The organism is Pseudomonas sp. GW821-FHT01E05 (assembly GCF_059422425.1).
The window spans coordinates 417769-434672 of the sequence record NZ_JBWKWW010000003.1; the positions used below are offsets into that span (position 1 = coordinate 417769).

Below are 16904 nucleotides of genomic sequence, written 5' to 3' on the forward strand. Positions count from 1 at the left end.
ATTCGACGGATTGAACACAAACATATAAGGATTAGAAATACATAAAAAGAGATTACTGAAAAAAATATTTTCAATTGCTGAACGAATTGTTGAACGCATTCACTCCAAACATTACCCATGGGTTTTTTCCATGCCGTTTGAATTGCTCGAAATCATCGAGGGAAAAAATGCCGTTAAAACAGTCGGTGTGACTCAGGGACGTTAAGATTTCATTATAGTTTTTCGTAGGAGCGTCAGGAAACGCCAGTTTACGGCGCTGCGCTATTTCAGGAGGTAGCACGCTGGTAAAGGCTTGTCTCAAAGGCGCTTTTTCAACCCCGTCAATTATTTTTTCTTTTGCCGATAAACTTATGGCAAGACTTGTGACGCTTCTGTCCAAGAAGGGAAGGCGTACTTCGACGGATGAAGCCATGGACAGTCGATCTTCATGGCAGAGCATAGCTCGGAGGTGATTTTTTATTGAAAATTGTGTAAGTACTTCTAATGGATCTTCATCCGTCGTGTCAGGTAGGTGCTCCTCAATGAGCGTTTTTATTTCTGAATGGGTAAGGATCAGACCCAGTCCCGACTTAATGGCTTTCTCGAAATAATATTCCTGCCATTGATGATTAAGTATCGCGTCGCATTGAGTAGGAAAATCGTAGTGCTGGTTGTAGCCACACCAAAACTCATCTGCCGCCTGACCGTTTAGTGCAACACGCAGCCCCTTTTCTGACACCGTTTTGTAGAGTAAATACTGAGAGATATAAACCTGATCTAAAAGGGGCTCTTCCAAAGAGTAGGTAACTTTAGACAGCAGATTTTTCCCATCATCTTGAGAGACGCAAACTGGCTGTAATGTTGTATTTTTTAGGGTGCTTACCAGTTTTTTTGCACTGGAAAAATCCTCGCTCTCAGTTCCTTGATAATAGGCTGTGAACGCTTTGATGTTGACAGTCTGTTTATCAAGCAGGGTTGTGATTATACTGCTGTCCAATCCACCCGATAAAATCACAGCAGACGGAAATCTAACAGGGATCTGGCTTTTAACCGCGCAAGACAATGCGTTTACAAGGCCCTCGTTGGTATAACAGACCTGAGCAGTGGAATTTATTTTTAAATATTCGACTACTTTCCCGTTCGAATCTACGGCATAAATCATACCGGGCTCAGAATGATGGACATTTTCAAAGTAAGTTTCATCGCGAGGAGCATAAAAACCGAAGATAAAATCTTGCCACACGCGTTTGATATTCGTGTTCAAACAGACACCGGGGATGTGCGAGAGTGCTTTGGACTCCGAACTGATGGCGACCATTCCGCTACTCGTCTGCGTCCAGACCAGTTGCTTTTCTCCATACGGGTCGCGCCCAAATAACAGAACATTCTGTTTGCTGTCGAAAATTACGAATGCATAGCAACCTGTTATTTTACTCAGATAGCTCAGACCAAAATGATATATCGCCTTGATCAGCACCTCACTATCAGAAGTGGTCGCCAGGGTCGCACCCCTTAAAATTAAATCCCGCTTTATCTCTGCTATATTATATACTTCCCCATTATAGGTCATCCTCAAATGCTCAAACTTAATAGGTTGTTGGCTTTTTTGAGGCGTATCAGCAATCGCTAACAGTGTGTGCCCAAGGGCGATTTTTTTATCGTCCGAAATGTAGCTACTATTAAAGTCCGGTCCTCGATGATTTAGCTCTGCAATTGCTTTTTCGATGTAATCGAGTTGTATGTCGGCAGCTGGAGAGTACACAGCGAATATTCCACACATTAGTGTTTTCTCTTTTTAGGGTTTCTCTAGGAGTTGTGCGTATGTAGAATCGTGTTGTGCTCGTCTAGAGACAAGAGTGAAACGAAGCGTCGTTACTCTTCGAATAAAATCAAGATCTCACGACATATCCTGCTGCCTTGCAACATTGTGATTACGTCTAAATATATTAACCGGGTCATATTTCTTCTTTGTCGTGAATAACTTACCTTCATCACTTACAAAAACCAACTTACTATTTTTTTCTTCGCCAGATGTATAGTTCGAATATGAAGAATATCCCCTCCCATATATTATGGAGTCTGCTGCTTCTTTAACCCACCCTATGTACATAGAGTCGTCACTTAAAGACGTCCATCGGGCAGAAAATAGAATGCCATACTCTTTATCCACCAGCGGAATAGAGGTCATGCATTCGATTATAGACCTGCCTCGCCTCTTCATAGGCACAGTCGCCAGGAAATAGAATACTGACATCCTTGTACTTTCTCAAAAGAGATTTTCCAAAGTCACAGTTATTCATCGATACGAGGCCACGCACTAAACTTCCAAAACCCGCATGAACTACTCATCATGTAACTCCTATGCAACCAAATTATGCCTACCCCTTGAATCCTAGTAATCCGATACATCGATGTAAAGCTCATCGAGCCCTGTACTGTCCATCTAAATATTTCCAGCCATACTGCCACCATCCAATAGTGACGTCATTAGTTCCTTGTAGCTGTAGGATTTCCGCCCTAGGCCAATCATCCATACCCCGCATCTAGCTATTTATTATTTCATCACTTTTCGCGCACAACCAATTTTGCCTTTTATGCATAACATAGAGCGTTAGATTACTTTCAAACTATTTCTCCACACCCCCACCCCATCAGCATTTTCAAAATCGTCATATTGAAACAACTTGAACACAGTTATGTAGCCGAGCACGATACCAATGGCACTTTTTGACAGAGCATCTTTAGCGCAAGATAACTACTTTGTTTCAAAAGAGTTTCGTATAGAACATGGCGGGCGCTCCATAGGAACGGACGGGGTCAACGCGAAAAAGTGGAGCGCCTCAAGGAGCAGATGCTCTATAACTGAATACAGCTTCCTGTCGTGCGATCCGCTCTTGGTGCGCGACCTTTCTCACTGCCTATGAGGTTTCCCATGACCGTTACCGTCAATACCGAATCCAGCGAAGGCTTTCGTCACAGCATCCAGATCGACGACCATCAACTTTTCACCGACCTGCCCAAGGCCCAGGGCGGCGAGAGTTCCGCGCCAGAGCCCCACGATTACTTCGACGCCGCGCTGGGTGCCTGTAAAGCCCTGACCCTCAAGTTCTACGCGCAAAAGAAAGGCATCCCGCTGACCGGGGTCACCGTCGAAGTCAAACATGACAACAGCCAGGAACAGAAAGGCAAATACGCCCTGCAGGTCAAACTTACCCTCAAGGGTGTGCTCACCGACGCTCAGCGCGAAGAACTGCATCGTGTGGCTGATCGCTGCCCGGTGCACAAGCTGATGACTACCAGCGAAGTCACCATCGAGACCCTGTTATCGGAAGGCGCTTTCAGCCAGTAGCGGCAGGTGCCGTCGCAGCGGGTTATGCTCTGTCGTATAACCCGCTGAGCCTGGAACGCACCATGAACACACTGATCGTGATCCGCCCGCGTACCGAGGATGTCGAAGGACAACCGATCCTGCGCCCGCTGCCTTCGGCCAAGTGCCGCAGCGTCGGCCCTTTCGTGTTTTTCGACCACATGCTCAAAACCCGCTATCCGGCAGGCAAAGGCATGAACATCCGTCAGCATCCGCATATCGGCCTGTCCACGCTGACCTACCTGTTCGAAGGGGAAATCCAGCACAAGGACAGCCTCGGCTCGGATCAGCGGGTGAAACAGGGTGACGTCAGCTGGATGACTGCCGGCAGCGCCATCGCCCATGTCGAACGCACCCCCGAATCACTCAAGGCCAGCGGCTTCAGCATGCACGGCTTGCAAATCTGGCTGGCCTCCCCGAAAGAACACGAACAAGGTCCGGGCCATTATAGCCATTACCCGGCCGACAGCCTGCCGACCAGCGACAACCTCGGAGTGAAGATCCGGATGATTGCCGGTACAGGCTTTTGCCTGGAATCACCGGTACCGGTGCTCTCCCCTACGCTGTACGCCGAACTGCGCCTGCAAACGGCGACAACCTTGTTGATCCCCAACGAACATGAAGAGCGCGCGCTGTATGTGCTCGACGGTGACGCACAATTGAACGGCGAGCCTGTTGAAAAACACTCACTGGTGGTTTTACCGGTCGGAGAAGTCATGACCCTGTTCGCGGAGAGCGATTGTCATGCGGTGCTGTTTGGCGGCGCCCCAATGGACGGGCCCCGCCGGATCAACTGGAACTTCGTTGCCAGTGACCCGGCCCTGATCGACCAGGCCCGCGCACGCTGGGCGGCCGGGGATTGGCCGACGGTGCCGGGTGAGAGTGAGCGGATTGAGCTGCCCGTGGGGCGGAGCAAACCGACTCCGCTCTGACGATGATGATGAAGATGAAGATCGTTCCCACGCTCTGCGTGGGAATGCCGCCATGGACGCTCCGCGTCCGCTTCTGAAGCTGTGACGCAGAGCGTCACGGGATGCATTCCCACGCGGAGCGTGGGAACGATCAGCGGTTGCCAGGTCAGCCCTTGAACACTTCATCCAGCAAATTGTGCATCGATACAAATGCCCGCCTCGCGGTCTTGGCGTCGTACATCATCTTGCCCGGCACATTGGCATGAGGATCAGTGAAGGAATGCACTGCGCCACCGTAGCTGAGCAGTTGCCAGTCGACGCCGGCTGCATTCATCTCATCTTCGAAAGCTGGCAGTTGCTCTTTGGCCACCAATGGATCGCAGGCGCCGTGAAGCACCAGCACCGAACCTTTGATGTTCTTGGCATCCGCCGGATTCGGCGTATCCAGCGTGCCGTGGAACGACACCGCCGCTTTCAACGGCGCGCCTGTGCGGGCCAGTTCCAGCGAGCAGCAACCACCGAAACAGAAACCGAACGCCGCCAATTTCGAGGCATCAACTGCTGCTTCGCCCTGATATTGCAGAGCCTCGAACGCCGCCTGCATACGCTTGCGCAGCAAGGCCCGGTCATTCTTCAACGGCATCATCGCCGCGCCCGCCTCGTCTGCATTTTTTGGACGAACTGACTGACCATAAAGGTCAGCAATCAACACCACATAACCTTTGGCGGCCACAGACTCGGCAATCTTTTCGGCCCCCGTGCTGACGCCCATCCAGTTCGGCGCCATCAACAGGCCCGGGCGTACGCCGTCATGGCTGGTATCGAACACCAGACGGCTTTCATAGGTTTGGCCATCGACCTGATAGACCACGGAACGAATAGTGACTTGGCTCATTTCAGACTCCCGACAGGAACACCCCCAGAATAAAAAAACCCGCTGCGAAGCGGGTTTTTTTTACAACTTTGTTAAACCGACAGCTCAACCAGCAGCTTGTTTAACCGGCGCACATAGGCGGCCGGGTCTTTCAAGCTGTCACCGGCTGCCAGGGCGGCCTGATCGAAGAGGATGTGCGACAGATCGCCGAAACGCTCTTCGCTCTGCTCGTTGTCGAGCTTGCCGATCAACGGGTGAGTCGGGTTGAATTCGAAGATTGGCTTGGAGTCCGGGACTTTCTGGCCGCTGGCTTCGAGAATCTGACGCATCTGCATGCCCAGGTCCTGCTCACCAATGGCCAGGATCGCCGGGGAATCGGTCAGACGATGGGAAACCCGTACTTCGCTGACAGCTTCGCCCAAAGCGGTTTTGATGCGATCGACCAGACCTTCTTTGGTCTTGGCGACTTCTTCGGCAGCCTTCTTGTCCTCTTCCGAGTCCAGGTTGCCCAGGTCCAGATCACCGCGCGCCACGTCGACAAAGCTCTTGCCGTCGAAATCGCTGAGGTAGCTCATCAGCCACTCATCGATACGGTCGGTGAGCAGCAACACTTCGATGCCTTTCTTGCGGAAGACCTCCAGGTGCGGGCTGTTCTTGACGGCTTCGTACTTCTCACCCGTCAGGTAGTAAATCTTGTCCTGACCTTCCTTGGCGCGAGCCAGGTATTCGGTCAGGGCAACCACTTGCTCGCCGCCTTCTTCTTGAGTCGACGCGAAACGCAACAGACCGGCGATTTTCTCTTTGTTGGCGAAGTCTTCAGCCGGGCCTTCTTTCATGACCTGACCGAAGTTCTTCCAGAAGCCTTTGTATTGCTCGGGCTCGTTCTTCGCCAGTTTGTCCAGCATGTCGAGAACGCGCTTGGTCAGCGCCGACTTCATGGAGTCGATGATCGGGTCTTTCTGCAGGATTTCCCGCGACACGTTCAGCGACAGATCGTTGGAGTCGACCACGCCTTTGATGAAGCGCAGGTACAGCGGCAGGAACGACTCAGCCTGATCCATGACGAATACGCGCTGCACATACAGCTTCAGGCCACGTGGCGCCTCACGCTGATATAGGTCGAACGGAGCACGGCCCGGCACATAAAGCAGTGAGCTGTATTCCAGCTTGCCTTCAACCTTGTTGTGGCTCCAGCTCAGCGGGTTCTCGAAATCGTGGGCAACGTGCTTGTAAAACTCCTGGTATTCCGCCTCCGTAACTTCAGTGCGAGGGCGAGTCCACAGAGCACTGGCGCGGTTGACGGTTTCCCATTCAAGCGCTGGCCGCTCTGCACCATCTAGAGTTTCGCCTTCAGCAGCAGCCTGCTCTTTAGGCAGCTCGATCGGCAAGGCAATGTGGTCGGAGTACTTCTTGACGATGTTGCGCAGACGCCAGCCATCAGCGAATTCGTTTTCACCGGACTTCAGGTGCAACACGATGCGGGTACCGCGGTCGGCTTTCTCGAGGGTAGCGACTTCGAATTCGCCTTCGCCCCTGGACGACCAATGCACGCCTTCGCTGGCAGCGAGGCCGGCACGACGGCTGAACACATCGACTTTATCGGCAACGATGAAGGCGGAGTAGAAACCGACGCCGAACTGACCGATCAGGTGCGAGTCTTTCTTCTGATCGCCCGAGAGGTGTTTCATGAAATCGGCAGTGCCCGACTTGGCGATGGTCCCCAGGTGGGTGATCACATCTTCGCGGCTCATACCGATACCGTTGTCTTCGAGGGTGACGGTTTTCGCGTCCTTGTCGAAGCTCACACGGATTTTCAGTTCGGCGCCGCCTTCCAGCAAGTCAGGCCTGGACAGCGCTTCGAAACGTAATTTGTCGACCGCGTCAGAGGCGTTCGAGATCAATTCGCGAAGGAAAATTTCCTTGTTGGAATACAACGAATGGATCATGAGGTGCAGCAGTTGCTTCACCTCGGTCTGGAAGCCCAGGGTTTCCTTTTGAGTTTCCACGCTCATGGTCATCAAACTCCAATTGGATGGCATTGGCCGCGCCCCGGAGGGTTGGCGGCGGGATGTCATCAAAGTTGGGGGCTAAGACGGAGATTTCAAGGGCGCGGGCGCGACAGAGGAAACAACCAACGTCGCGCCCTGACTTTCTTCAATCTTGAAATGCGCCCGCGCCGTAGCGATAGGCTCTGCCTCAGCGCTTTGCCACGCGGTGATCGCCACGTTGGCCACCCGTCGCCCCTGACGGCAGACCTGGCATTTGGCATAGGTATCGCGAAACTGCCCGGCGCGCAGATAGTCGAGGGAGAAGTCGATAATCTTCGGTACTCCGGGAGACCCGGTGAAGACCAGTAAATGCAACGTCGCGGCCAACTCCATGAAACCGGCAATCACCCCTCCATGAATGGCTGGCAATAATGGGTTACCAATATTGTCTTTGTTGGCCGGCAGGCAAAACAGCAACTCACCGCCCAGGCGCGAGCACTCGACACCGATCAACCTGGCGTAGGGGATCAGCTCCAGCAGCGCGGCGTAATCACCTTGCGCATGAGCCTGCTGCAATTGTGCCTTGAAGTTGTCCGTCATACCGCACCGCCACTGATTGCACCACCAAAGCCTTTTGTTCCTTTGATGCCCTTGCCCATGCGCATAAAGGTCCCCACCACATGGGCAATTGGATGTTCAGGGTCATGCTGATAGGCAAAACCTCGAGCGAATATCACGTCGGTCGTCACTCGATAGCACTGGGCAAAACCATAGACATCCTTATGCGGTTCGGCCGGATGCATATAGTCGATGCGCAGGTCCAGGGTCGGACAGACCTCGAACTCCTGTAACACGCATAAGGTAGCCATGCCACAGGCTGTATCCATCAACGACGTCAATGCCCCGCCGTGAATCACGCCGGTTTGCGGGTTTCCGACAATTTGCGGACTGTAGGGCAATATCAACGTAATGCCGTCCGTCGAGGCGCTGTGAACGCTAAGCCCCAGCACCTGGCAATGACGCAGCGCCGACAGAAAACGCGTCGCGCGCTCAAAAATGGGGTTTTGCGCCATTCGAATAACTCTCTTGTTAGTGTCGAAACGTTGCAATTAATGAACCACGTAAAAGTTCCATAACAAGGGCGCTTAATATATCTGTGTATTTCAAGGAACTTAATCCGTGGAGCGGTGCTCGAAAGGCCAGAAGATATCTTCACTAAGGAGAAACACCCCATGCGTAAGACTTTAGCTATTGCCTTGATGTTGACCGCGACCCTCGGTCTCGCTGCCTGCGGTAAAAAAACCGAGGACAAAGCTCAAGCAACCATCCAACCTGCTGAACAAGCCCAGCAGAAAATGAGCGAAGCTCAGGATAAAGTGAACGAGGCGGCGAAAGAAAACGCCGATGCTGCCAAAAATCAGGCTGATTCCAACAAACCAGCTACCGAAGCGGCCGCTCCGGCAGCGACGCCTAAGACCTACTAATCCGGTTTTAGCGCTTCAAACGTAAAGCCCGCCTGGTGCGGGCTTTACTTTGTCCAAAAAAATTCAAACCAATACAGTGCGAAAGGTCGGACTCAGCATCAATAACAACGAACACACTATCCCGACAAACCAGACCAGACTGCGCTGCCAGGCCTGATCCGCCCAATAGCACAATAAGTAAATGACTCGCGCGATCACAAAGATGATTGCCAACCAGTCGATCAGCCATCCCGCCATCTGCGTGACATGCGCCATCAACACCCCCACCGAAAACAATATGAAGGCTTCAAAACTGTTCTGATGTGCCGCCACTGCGCGTGCACCAAAGCCCGTGAGCTGTGCCTGTTGAGTGCGAGGCAAATGGTTGTTGTAACCGCCCTGCTCTTTCATTGCCCTGGCTACTGGCATACGCGCCACGAAAATCAGCAGCGCACTGATAAACACACACCAGAACGGGATACTCATCAGCTCATCTCCTTGCTCACCTCAGGCAATGGCACCTCTGTAGGGGTATAGACCATGACGTCCAATACGTCGGAATGAAATTCCCGGCGATACAACACCAGCACCACACCGGCACTCATCAACATGAACAGCCAGGGACTGACGAACCAGGCCAGCATGGTCATCCCGAAATAATAAGAACGCAGCCCGAAGTTGAACTGGTTGGCCGCCATGGAAATCACCCGCGCCGCACGCATGGCAAAGGCTTTGCGCTCCAGTTCGGACACATGTCGCTCGCCAATCATCGGCGCCGAGCCGATCAGGATCGCCGCGAAGTTGTACTGACGCATGCACCAGCTGAACGTAAAGAAGGCATAGACAAATACCATCGCCAGGCACAGCAGCTTGATCTCCGACATCCCCTGAGAAGCCTGCTGCACCATCGGAATATCCGCCAGCAGCGACAGCGCTCGCTCGGAAGCGCCGAGCACGGTGAGAATGCCGGCCAGGATGATCAATGTGCTGGAGGCAAAGAACGAGGCGTTGCGCTCCAGATTGCCGATCACACTGGCGTCGGCGATGCGGTTGTCGCGCAATAGCATGCGGCGCATCCAGTCTTCCCGGTACAGGTGCAGCACGCTGGCCAGACACGCTGTATCACGGCCCTTCCAGGTCGCGTAACGGGTGTAGCCGCCCCAGCAGATGACGAACCAGAGCGCGGCGAGGATGTGAATCAAATTGGCTTGAACGAACGACATGCAGGTCCTTGTGAGGTATCGGTAGAAACGAAAACGGCAGGAGCGAGCTTGCTCCGGGCGGCGATCCGACGATAGCGGACTTGTCATCAATATCACTATTGAGTGTTATGCCCTCATCGCGAGCAAGCCCGCTTGCACACTGCTTCGACGTTAGCTCAAGGAAAAAGACACCGCCCCTCGCCCATAAAAAAATGCCCCGTATCGATTGATACAGGGCATTTCCATTTTTTTCAGCGCGCTGCTCAAAGCCCGCTTGTGGCGGGCGCTGGAAACTTAAGCCAAGGCTTCGCTGCGTTTACCCAACAGACGGTCGCAGACCACTGCGGCCACCAGGGTGATCACCGAAGGCACCAGCCACGCCAGACCTTGCTCGCTCAGTGGCAGGTGCGACAGCTGGGTTGGCATCCAGTCAGCCAGGCCTGCGCCTTTCAAGGCGTCGATCATGCCGAACAGGAACGACACCAGCATCACCGGGCCAACGATGCGCCCCTGCTCTTGCCAGAAGTCCTTGCAGAAGCTCAGAGCGACCAAGGCAATGCACGGCGGGTAGATCGCCGTCAGCACCGGGATGGAGAACTGGATCAGCTTGGTCAGGCCCAGGTTAGACACCAGCAACGAGAACGCCGCCAGGATAATCACCAGGGTCTTGTAGGACAGTGGCAGCACCCGGCTGAAGTATTCGGCGCAGGCGCAGGTCAGACCAACCGCCGTTACCAGGCACGCCAGGGAGATCAGCACCGCGAGGAAGCCGCTGCCCAGGGAGCCGAAGGTGTGCTGCACATAAGCATGCAATACCGCCGCGCCATTGGTTGCGCCAGCGGCGACTTCGTGGCTGCCAGAGCCCAGACGGAACAGGCTGATATACACCAGCGCCAGACCCACACCGGCAATCAGGCCGGCAATGATCGCGTAACGGGTGATCAAGCGTGGCGACTCCACGCCACGGGAGCGAATGGCGTTCACGATGACGATACCGAACACCAGAGCGCCCAAGGTGTCCATGGTCAGGTAACCATTGATGAAGCCTTGAGAGAACGGTGCGGCAACATACTCAGGGGTTGCAGTACCGATGTCACCGGCCGGCAAGGCAAAAGCAGCTATGCCCAGCACGGCCAATGCGATGATCTTCAACGGTGCCAGGAAACGCCCCACGGTATCCAGCAGACGGCCTGGATACAGCGAAATGAAGAACACCAACAGGAAATACACCGAGCTGTAGAGGAACAACCCCAGCGGGCTCTCACCAGTCAGCGGCGCCAGACCCACTTCGAAGGACACGGTTGCGGTGCGCGGCGTGGCGAACAATGGACCGACTGCCAGGTAGCACGCGGCGGCCAACAGACCACCGGCGACTTTACCAATCGGGCTGCTCAAAGCATCCATCGCACCACCGACCTTGGCCAGTGCGACGACGGTGATCACCGGCAAACCGACTGCGGTGATCAGAAAACCCAGCGCTGCCATCCAGACATGAGGCCCGGACTGCAAACCGACGATAGGTGGGAAGATGATATTGCCAGCCCCTACGAACAGGGCAAACGTCATAAAACCAAGTGCCAGGATGTCCTGGCCTTTCAACACTTTCATTAAGGAAATACCACACTACTGAATCGGAATTTAGAGAGGGATTTCCCTATGGATGAGGGAAATGCTGTCGGTCCGTATGAGACTGACCCGTTTGGCGTGCAGCTTCCTTGTGGGACGCAGACGCAAAAATGGCTGCTAGCCTAACGAATTTGCACGACAAACGCACTGTTAGGGGGCGAACTATCCGATCTGCGACATTTTCATGTCGCGTTTTTGCATGTAACTGGTTTGTGCCTGCAAGTAGATCGTTCCCACGCTCTGCGTGGGAATGCATCCCGTGACGCTCTGCGTCACATTCAAAGGCGGAAGGAGCGTCCCCGGCGTTCCCACGCGGGAGCGTGGGAACGATCAGACATGCCTGGCGCACAACGACAAAGGCCACCCGAAGGTGGCCTTTGTCTGGTGGAGCGTCAGCTAAGCGCGAGGCTTACTTGACAGCCCAGCCAGTCAGCTCGGCCAAGGCCTTGCCGATGTCTGCCAGCGAACGCACGGTTTTAACGCCAGCGTCTTGCAGAGCAGCGAATTTCTCGTCTGCAGTGCCTTTGCCGCCAGAGATGATTGCGCCAGCATGGCCCATGCGCTTGCCCGCAGGAGCAGTCACACCAGCGATGTAGGAAACAACCGGTTTGGTCACGTGTGCCTTGATGTAGGCAGCCGCTTCTTCTTCAGCCGAACCGCCGATCTCACCGATCATGACGATCGCTTCGGTCTTCGGGTCTTCCTGGAACAGCTTCAGGATGTCGATGAAGTTGGAGCCCGGGATCGGGTCACCACCGATGCCGACGCAAGTCGACTGACCGAAACCGGCGTCAGTAGTCTGCTTCACAGCTTCGTAAGTCAGGGTGCCGGAACGCGAAACGATACCGACCTTGCCTGGCAAGTGAATGTGACCAGGCATGATGCCGATCTTGCATTCGCCTGGAGTGATCACGCCTGGGCAGTTAGGACCGATCAGGATCACACCCAGTTCGTCGCACTTGACCTTGGCATCAAGCATGTCGAGGGTCGGGATGCCTTCGGTGATGCAAACGATCAGCTTGATGCCGCCGAACGCTGCTTCAAGGATGGAATCCTTGCAGAAAGGAGCTGGAACGTAGATCACGCTGGCGGTGGCGCCAGTGGCTGCTACAGCGTCTTTCACAGTGTTGAAGACAGGCAGGTCCAGGTGAGTGGTGCCGCCTTTGCCTGGAGTTACGCCGCCAACCATCTTGGTGCCGTACTCGATGGCTTGCTGGGTGTGGAAACTACCTTGCGAACCGGTAATACCCTGGCAGATAACTTTGGTGTCTTTATTGATCAGGACGCTCATTACTTGCCCTCCGCAGCTTTAACAACTTGTTGAGCAGCGTCGGTCAGGCTGGTAGCAGCGATGATGTTCAAACCGCTTTCTGCCAATACTTTAGCGCCCAGCTCAGCGTTGTTGCCTTCAAGGCGAACAACAACCGGGATTTTCACGCCGACTTCTTTCACTGCGCCGATGATGCCTTCGGCAATCATGTCGCAACGAACGATGCCGCCGAAGATGTTGACCAATACTGCAGCGACGTTAGTGTCGGACAGGATGATCTTGAACGCTTCGGTAACGCGTTCTTTGGTAGCACCGCCGCCCACGTCGAGGAAGTTGGCTGGTTTGCCGCCATGCAGGTTGACGATGTCCATGGTGCCCATGGCCAGGCCAGCACCGTTGACCATGCAACCGATGTTGCCTTCCAGTGCTACGTAGTTCAGTTCGAACTTGGCAGCGTGCGCTTCGCGCGGATCGTCTTGCGACGGATCGTGGAAAGTCTTCAGCTTAGGCTGACGGTACATTGCGTTGGCGTCGATGTTGATCTTGGCATCGAGGCAGTGCAGGTCGCCGTCAGCCTTGATTACCAGCGGGTTCACTTCCAGCAGAGCCAGGTCGTGATCCTTGAACAGCTTGGCCAGACCAACGAAGATCTTGGCGAACTGAGCAACTTGCTTACCTTCCAGACCCAGCTGGAATGCCAGCTCGCGACCCTGGAATGGCTGAGCGCCAACCAGTGGATCGATAGTGGCCTTGAGAATTTTCTCAGGGGTGTCGTGAGCGATTTTCTCGATGTCCACGCCACCTTCGGTGGAAGCCATGAACACGATGCGACGGCTCGAACGGTCAACGACAGCGCCCAGGTACAGCTCTTTAGCGATATCAGTGCACGATTCAACCAGGATCTTGGTGACTGGCTGACCGTTGGCATCAGTCTGGTAAGTCACCAGACGCTTGCCCAACCACTGTTGAGCGAATGCTTTGGCGTCTTCTTTGCTGCGAACCAGCTTGACGCCGCCCGCTTTACCGCGACCACCAGCGTGAACCTGGGCTTTGACAACCCACTCGGTGCCGCCGATTTTGTCGCAAGCTTCTGCTGCCGCTTCCGGAGTGTCTACTGCGAAACCCTGGGATACTGGCAGGCCGTATTCAGCGAACAGCTGCTTACCCTGATACTCATGAAGATTCATGCTTATTACCGTCTTCGTTAGGTACTGCGCATTCGGTGCTGCACTCGTTCAAGTGCCGCACCACCTGTGACTGCTGCTTGCACAGTCTCGACAAACCCCAACCCCGAACGACACTAATGCCGTGCAGGGCCGGTATTGCTGAAACTACGCAAGACTGCGTCCGGCCCAAATTCCGCGGTGAGTCTTGCGCACAAGGCTCACGACGGGCATTGCGCCGTGGTTTCTTATTGTCTTAACGCTTTTTGCGGTTGGCGATGTGAATGGCGCCGCCATTCACTGCCAGCGCTGCTTCGTGCAACGCTTCGGACAGGGTCGGATGGGAGAAAACCATCATGCCCAGGTCCTCGGCACTGGTGCCGAATTCCATGCCGATTGCGCCTTGCTGAACCAGTTCTGCAGCGCTTGGGCCAATCACGTGGACGCCCAATACGCGGTCAGTCTTGGCATCAGCGATGACTTTTACAAAACCGCCGGTATCGTTGGCTGCCATGGCACGACCACTGGCGGCGAACGGGAAGGTGCCGACGTTAACTTCAACGCCTTCAGCTTTCAAGGCCTGCTCGGTTTTACCGACCCACGCGATTTCCGGGTGAGTATAGATAACCGAAGGGATCAGGTCATAGTTCATCTGGGCTTTGTGGCCCTTGATGCGCTCGACAACCATGATGCCTTCTTCCGAAGCCTTGTGCGCCAACATCATGCCGCGAACCACGTCGCCGATCGCGTAAACGCCCGGAACGCTGGTAGCGCACTGGTCGTCAACGAAGATGAAGCCACGTTCGTCGATGGTCACGCCGCAATCGGCAGCCAGCAGATCGGTGGTCACTGGACGGCGACCAACGGCTACGATCAGCTTGTCGAAAGTGATGGTCTGTTCGCCGTTGGCGTCGGTGTAAGTCACCACGACTTCTTCGCCGTTGACTTTGGAACCGGTGACGCGAGCGCCCAGCTTGATATCCAGACCTTGTTTGGTCAGGGTTTTCAGAGCTTCTTTGGCAACGGCGGTGTCAGCAGCCATCAGGAACGTGTCCAGGGCTTCCAGGACAGTCACTTGAGCGCCCAGACGGGACCATACCGAACCCAGCTCCAGACCGATCACGCCAGCGCCGATCACGCCCAGACGCTTTGGAACCGATTGGAATTCCAAAGCACCAGTCGAATCGACGATGACTTTCTGGTCAACCGGAGCCGGTGGAATGTCGATCGGACGCGAGCCCGACGCGAGGATCACGTTTTCGGCTTCGATGATTTCGACAGTGCCGTCAGGCTTGGTCAGTTCGACTTTCTTGCCGGCCAGCAGTTTGCCGTGGCCTTGCAGGGAAGTCACACCGTTAGCCTTGAACAGGGTGGCAACACCGGAGGTCAGGCCTTTGACGATGTTGGCCTTGCGGCCGACCATTGCTGGCACGTCCATGGTCACGCCAGCGTGATTGATGCCGTGGATAGCAAAACCATCCTGGGCTTCGTGGAATTTCCAGGAGCTGTCGAGCAGCGCCTTGGAAGGGATGCAGCCGACGTTCAGGCAAGTACCGCCAAGGGCCAGTTTGCCCTCCTGGTCGGTATATTTCTCGATGCAGGCAGTCTTGAGGCCAAGTTGCGCAGCTTTAATGGCTGCTACATAGCCGCCAGGGCCTGCGCCAATCACTACCACGTCGAATTTCTGAGTCATGTGTCATTCCTTCTCGAATCAAACCGGACGGCCCCTTGCAGGAACCGTCGTGGGACGAAGCTAGGCATTTCAGATGGACCCGCCATCACTGGTGGGCCCAAGCAACGAAATCAGATATCCAGCAGCAGACGAGCCGGATCTTCCAGCAGGTTTTTGATGGTAACCAGGAAAGTCACAGCTTCTTTACCATCGATCAAACGGTGATCGTAGGACAGAGCCAGATACATCATAGGACGGATGACGACCTGACCGTTGATTGCCATCGGGCGCTGCAGGATGTTGTGCATGCCCAGGATAGCCGCTTGCGGCGGGTTGACGATCGGAGTCGACATCATGGAGCCGAAAGTACCACCGTTGGTGATCGTGAACGTACCACCGGTCATCTCGTCCATGGACAGCTTGCCGTCGCGGGCTTTCTTGCCGAAGGTGGCGATGCCGCCTTCGATTTCAGCCAGGCTCATCAGTTCGGCGTTACGCAGAACCGGTACCACCAGACCACGGTCGCTGGATACGGCAACACCGACGTCGGCATAGCCGTGGTAAACGATGTCTGCACCGTCGATCGAGGCGTTGACAGCCGGGAAGCGTTTCAGCGCTTCGGTGGCCGCTTTCACGAAGAACGACATGAAGCCCAGGCGTACGCCGTTGTGGGACTTCTCAAACAGGTCCTTGTACTTCGAACGCAGCGCCATGACTTCGGTCATGTCGACTTCGTTGAACGTAGTCAGCATCGCCATGTTCGACTGGGCTTCTACCAGACGCTTGGCCACGGTGGCCCGCACGCGGGTCATCGGTACGCGCTTCTCGATGCGGTCGCCAGCAGCGAACACAGGAGCAGCGGCAGCCGGAGCAGCGGCCTTGGCAGGTGCGACAGCAGGAGCAGCTTTCTTCGCAGCTACAGCAGCGACCACGTCTTCCTTGGTCACGCGACCGCCTTTACCGGTACCGGCAACACTGGCGATGTTGATGGCGTTTTCTTCTGCCAGCTTGCGGGCAGCTGGAGCTGCGACAGGATCATCTTCGCCAAATGCAGCCGGAGCAGCAGCTTGAGCGGCGGCAGGTGCAGCAGCGGCAGCCGGAGCTGCAGCAGCGCCACCTTCACCGATGGAGCCCAGAACTTCGTCGGACAGAACGGTGTCGCCTTCGTTCTTGACGATAGCGCCCAGCACGCCGTCAGCAGTGGCCAGTACTTCCAGTACGACTTTGTCGGTTTCAATGTCGACGATCAGTTCGTCACGCTTGACGGCGTCGCCCGGTTTTTTGTGCCAGGTGGCAACGGTGCCATCGGCAACCGATTCCGGGAAAGTGGGGGCTTTGATCTCGATAGCCATTATCTGTGGTTCCTTAAATTCGGTTTCAGGTGCGCGA

The 16904-nt window shown here is 54.8% G+C and carries 16 protein-coding genes; 3 read left to right on the forward strand and 13 right to left on the reverse strand.

Going from position 1 to position 16904, the window contains the following annotated elements; genetic code table 11:
• Nucleotides 1–70: 70 nt before the first annotated feature.
• Nucleotides 71–1759 (reverse strand): asparagine synthase (glutamine-hydrolyzing), encoded by a 1689-nt coding sequence (asnB, locus tag AC07W5_RS08490; RefSeq protein ID WP_495023174.1) that lies wholly within the window; start codon nucleotides 1757–1759, stop codon nucleotides 71–73.
• A gap of 117 nt (nucleotides 1760–1876) precedes the next feature.
• Nucleotides 1877–2233 (reverse strand): BBE domain-containing protein, encoded by a 357-nt coding sequence (locus AC07W5_RS08495; protein WP_495023175.1) that lies wholly within the window; start codon nucleotides 2231–2233, stop codon nucleotides 1877–1879.
• 678 nt (nucleotides 2234–2911) lie between these two features.
• Between AC07W5_RS08495 and AC07W5_RS08500 the strand changes: the two genes are divergently transcribed.
• Nucleotides 2912–3328, forward strand: coding sequence for an OsmC family protein (locus tag AC07W5_RS08500; RefSeq protein WP_494993907.1), 417 nt, complete (start codon nucleotides 2912–2914; stop codon nucleotides 3326–3328).
• A gap of 62 nt (nucleotides 3329–3390) precedes the next feature.
• Nucleotides 3391–4278: a pirin family protein gene (locus AC07W5_RS08505; RefSeq protein ID WP_495010679.1), complete on the forward strand. Its 888-nt coding sequence runs from the start codon at nucleotides 3391–3393 to the stop codon at nucleotides 4276–4278.
• Nucleotides 4279–4423: 145 nt separating this feature from the next.
• Here AC07W5_RS08505 and AC07W5_RS08510 read toward each other — a convergent pair whose 3' ends face one another.
• The 4 genes from AC07W5_RS08510 to AC07W5_RS08525 all read right to left on the reverse strand — a co-directional run bounded on the left by AC07W5_RS08510 (nucleotide 4424) and on the right by AC07W5_RS08525 (nucleotide 8192).
• Nucleotides 4424–5152, reverse strand: coding sequence for a dienelactone hydrolase family protein (locus AC07W5_RS08510; protein WP_495010680.1), 729 nt, complete (start codon nucleotides 5150–5152; stop codon nucleotides 4424–4426).
• A 71-nt stretch (nucleotides 5153–5223) separates the two neighbouring features.
• Complete coding sequence (htpG, locus tag AC07W5_RS08515) at nucleotides 5224–7143, reverse strand: molecular chaperone HtpG (RefSeq protein WP_494993910.1); 1920 nt, start codon at nucleotides 7141–7143, stop codon at nucleotides 5224–5226.
• A 75-nt stretch (nucleotides 7144–7218) separates the two neighbouring features.
• Nucleotides 7219–7719: a PaaI family thioesterase gene (locus AC07W5_RS08520; protein WP_495023176.1), complete on the reverse strand. Its 501-nt coding sequence runs from the start codon at nucleotides 7717–7719 to the stop codon at nucleotides 7219–7221.
• Nucleotides 7716–8192 carry a PaaI family thioesterase gene (locus AC07W5_RS08525; RefSeq protein ID WP_495010737.1) on the reverse strand — a complete coding sequence of 159 codons (477 nt, stop codon included), beginning with the start codon at nucleotides 8190–8192 and terminating at the stop codon, nucleotides 7716–7718. The genes AC07W5_RS08520 and AC07W5_RS08525 overlap by 4 nt, the downstream gene beginning before the upstream one ends.
• A gap of 159 nt (nucleotides 8193–8351) precedes the next feature.
• On the opposite strand from AC07W5_RS08525, the gene AC07W5_RS08530 reads away from it, so the two are divergent.
• The gene (locus AC07W5_RS08530) at nucleotides 8352–8603 is read left to right on the forward strand and encodes a hypothetical protein (RefSeq protein ID WP_495010683.1); all 252 of its coding nucleotides are present in this window, start codon (nucleotides 8352–8354) and stop codon (nucleotides 8601–8603) included.
• Between the two features lie 63 nt (nucleotides 8604–8666).
• Here AC07W5_RS08530 and AC07W5_RS08535 read toward each other — a convergent pair whose 3' ends face one another.
• The 7 genes from AC07W5_RS08535 to odhB all read right to left on the reverse strand — a co-directional run bounded on the left by AC07W5_RS08535 (nucleotide 8667) and on the right by odhB (nucleotide 16867).
• A complete protein-coding gene (locus tag AC07W5_RS08535) occupies nucleotides 8667–9068 on the reverse strand; it encodes an MAPEG family protein (RefSeq protein WP_495010684.1) in 402 nt (133 codons plus the stop codon).
• Nucleotides 9068–9805 (reverse strand): DUF599 domain-containing protein, encoded by a 738-nt coding sequence (locus tag AC07W5_RS08540; RefSeq protein WP_494993914.1) that lies wholly within the window; start codon nucleotides 9803–9805, stop codon nucleotides 9068–9070. The genes AC07W5_RS08535 and AC07W5_RS08540 overlap by 1 nt, the downstream gene beginning before the upstream one ends.
• A 273-nt stretch (nucleotides 9806–10078) precedes the next feature.
• Nucleotides 10079–11392 carry a branched-chain amino acid transport system II carrier protein gene (gene brnQ / locus AC07W5_RS08545; protein WP_495010685.1) on the reverse strand — a complete coding sequence of 438 codons (1314 nt, stop codon included), beginning with the start codon at nucleotides 11390–11392 and terminating at the stop codon, nucleotides 10079–10081.
• 427 nt (nucleotides 11393–11819) lie between these two features.
• Nucleotides 11820–12701, reverse strand: a complete 882-nt coding sequence (gene sucD / locus AC07W5_RS08550) for a succinate--CoA ligase subunit alpha (RefSeq protein WP_494993916.1) — start codon at nucleotides 12699–12701, stop codon at nucleotides 11820–11822.
• Nucleotides 12701–13867 carry an ADP-forming succinate--CoA ligase subunit beta gene (sucC, locus tag AC07W5_RS08555; protein ID WP_008148602.1) on the reverse strand — a complete coding sequence of 389 codons (1167 nt, stop codon included), beginning with the start codon at nucleotides 13865–13867 and terminating at the stop codon, nucleotides 12701–12703. The genes sucD and sucC overlap by 1 nt, the downstream gene beginning before the upstream one ends.
• A 232-nt stretch (nucleotides 13868–14099) precedes the next feature.
• Nucleotides 14100–15536: a dihydrolipoyl dehydrogenase gene (lpdA, locus tag AC07W5_RS08560; RefSeq protein ID WP_494993917.1), complete on the reverse strand. Its 1437-nt coding sequence runs from the start codon at nucleotides 15534–15536 to the stop codon at nucleotides 14100–14102.
• A gap of 110 nt (nucleotides 15537–15646) precedes the next feature.
• Nucleotides 15647–16867: a 2-oxoglutarate dehydrogenase complex dihydrolipoyllysine-residue succinyltransferase gene (gene odhB, locus AC07W5_RS08565; protein ID WP_494993918.1), complete on the reverse strand. Its 1221-nt coding sequence runs from the start codon at nucleotides 16865–16867 to the stop codon at nucleotides 15647–15649.
• Nucleotides 16868–16904 lie beyond the last annotated feature (37 nt).

Bases quoted from the DNA above. Each gene is read 5' to 3' on its own strand.
- asnB (WP_495023174.1), bottom strand. From the start codon at position 1,759: ATGTGTGGAATATTCGCTGTGTACTCTCCAGCTGCCGACATACAACTC.
- AC07W5_RS08495 (WP_495023175.1), bottom strand. From the start codon at position 2,233: ATGTCAGTATTCTATTTCCTGGCGACTGTGCCTATGAAGAGGCGAGGC.
- AC07W5_RS08500 (WP_494993907.1), top strand. From the start codon at position 2,912: ATGACCGTTACCGTCAATACCGAATCCAGCGAAGGCTTTCGTCACAGC.
- AC07W5_RS08505 (WP_495010679.1), top strand. From the start codon at position 3,391: ATGAACACACTGATCGTGATCCGCCCGCGTACCGAGGATGTCGAAGGA.
- AC07W5_RS08510 (WP_495010680.1), bottom strand. From the start codon at position 5,152: ATGAGCCAAGTCACTATTCGTTCCGTGGTCTATCAGGTCGATGGCCAA.
- htpG (WP_494993910.1), bottom strand. From the start codon at position 7,143: ATGAGCGTGGAAACTCAAAAGGAAACCCTGGGCTTCCAGACCGAGGTG.
- AC07W5_RS08520 (WP_495023176.1), bottom strand. From the start codon at position 7,719: ATGACGGACAACTTCAAGGCACAATTGCAGCAGGCTCATGCGCAAGGT.
- AC07W5_RS08525 (WP_495010737.1), bottom strand. From the start codon at position 8,192: ATGGCGCAAAACCCCATTTTTGAGCGCGCGACGCGTTTTCTGTCGGCG.
- AC07W5_RS08530 (WP_495010683.1), top strand. From the start codon at position 8,352: ATGCGTAAGACTTTAGCTATTGCCTTGATGTTGACCGCGACCCTCGGT.
- AC07W5_RS08535 (WP_495010684.1), bottom strand. From the start codon at position 9,068: ATGAGTATCCCGTTCTGGTGTGTGTTTATCAGTGCGCTGCTGATTTTC.
- AC07W5_RS08540 (WP_494993914.1), bottom strand. From the start codon at position 9,805: ATGTCGTTCGTTCAAGCCAATTTGATTCACATCCTCGCCGCGCTCTGG.
- brnQ (WP_495010685.1), bottom strand. From the start codon at position 11,392: ATGAAAGTGTTGAAAGGCCAGGACATCCTGGCACTTGGTTTTATGACG.
- sucD (WP_494993916.1), bottom strand. From the start codon at position 12,701: ATGAGCGTCCTGATCAATAAAGACACCAAAGTTATCTGCCAGGGTATT.
- sucC (WP_008148602.1), bottom strand. From the start codon at position 13,867: ATGAATCTTCATGAGTATCAGGGTAAGCAGCTGTTCGCTGAATACGGC.
- lpdA (WP_494993917.1), bottom strand. From the start codon at position 15,536: ATGACTCAGAAATTCGACGTGGTAGTGATTGGCGCAGGCCCTGGCGGC.
- odhB (WP_494993918.1), bottom strand. From the start codon at position 16,867: ATGGCTATCGAGATCAAAGCCCCCACTTTCCCGGAATCGGTTGCCGAT.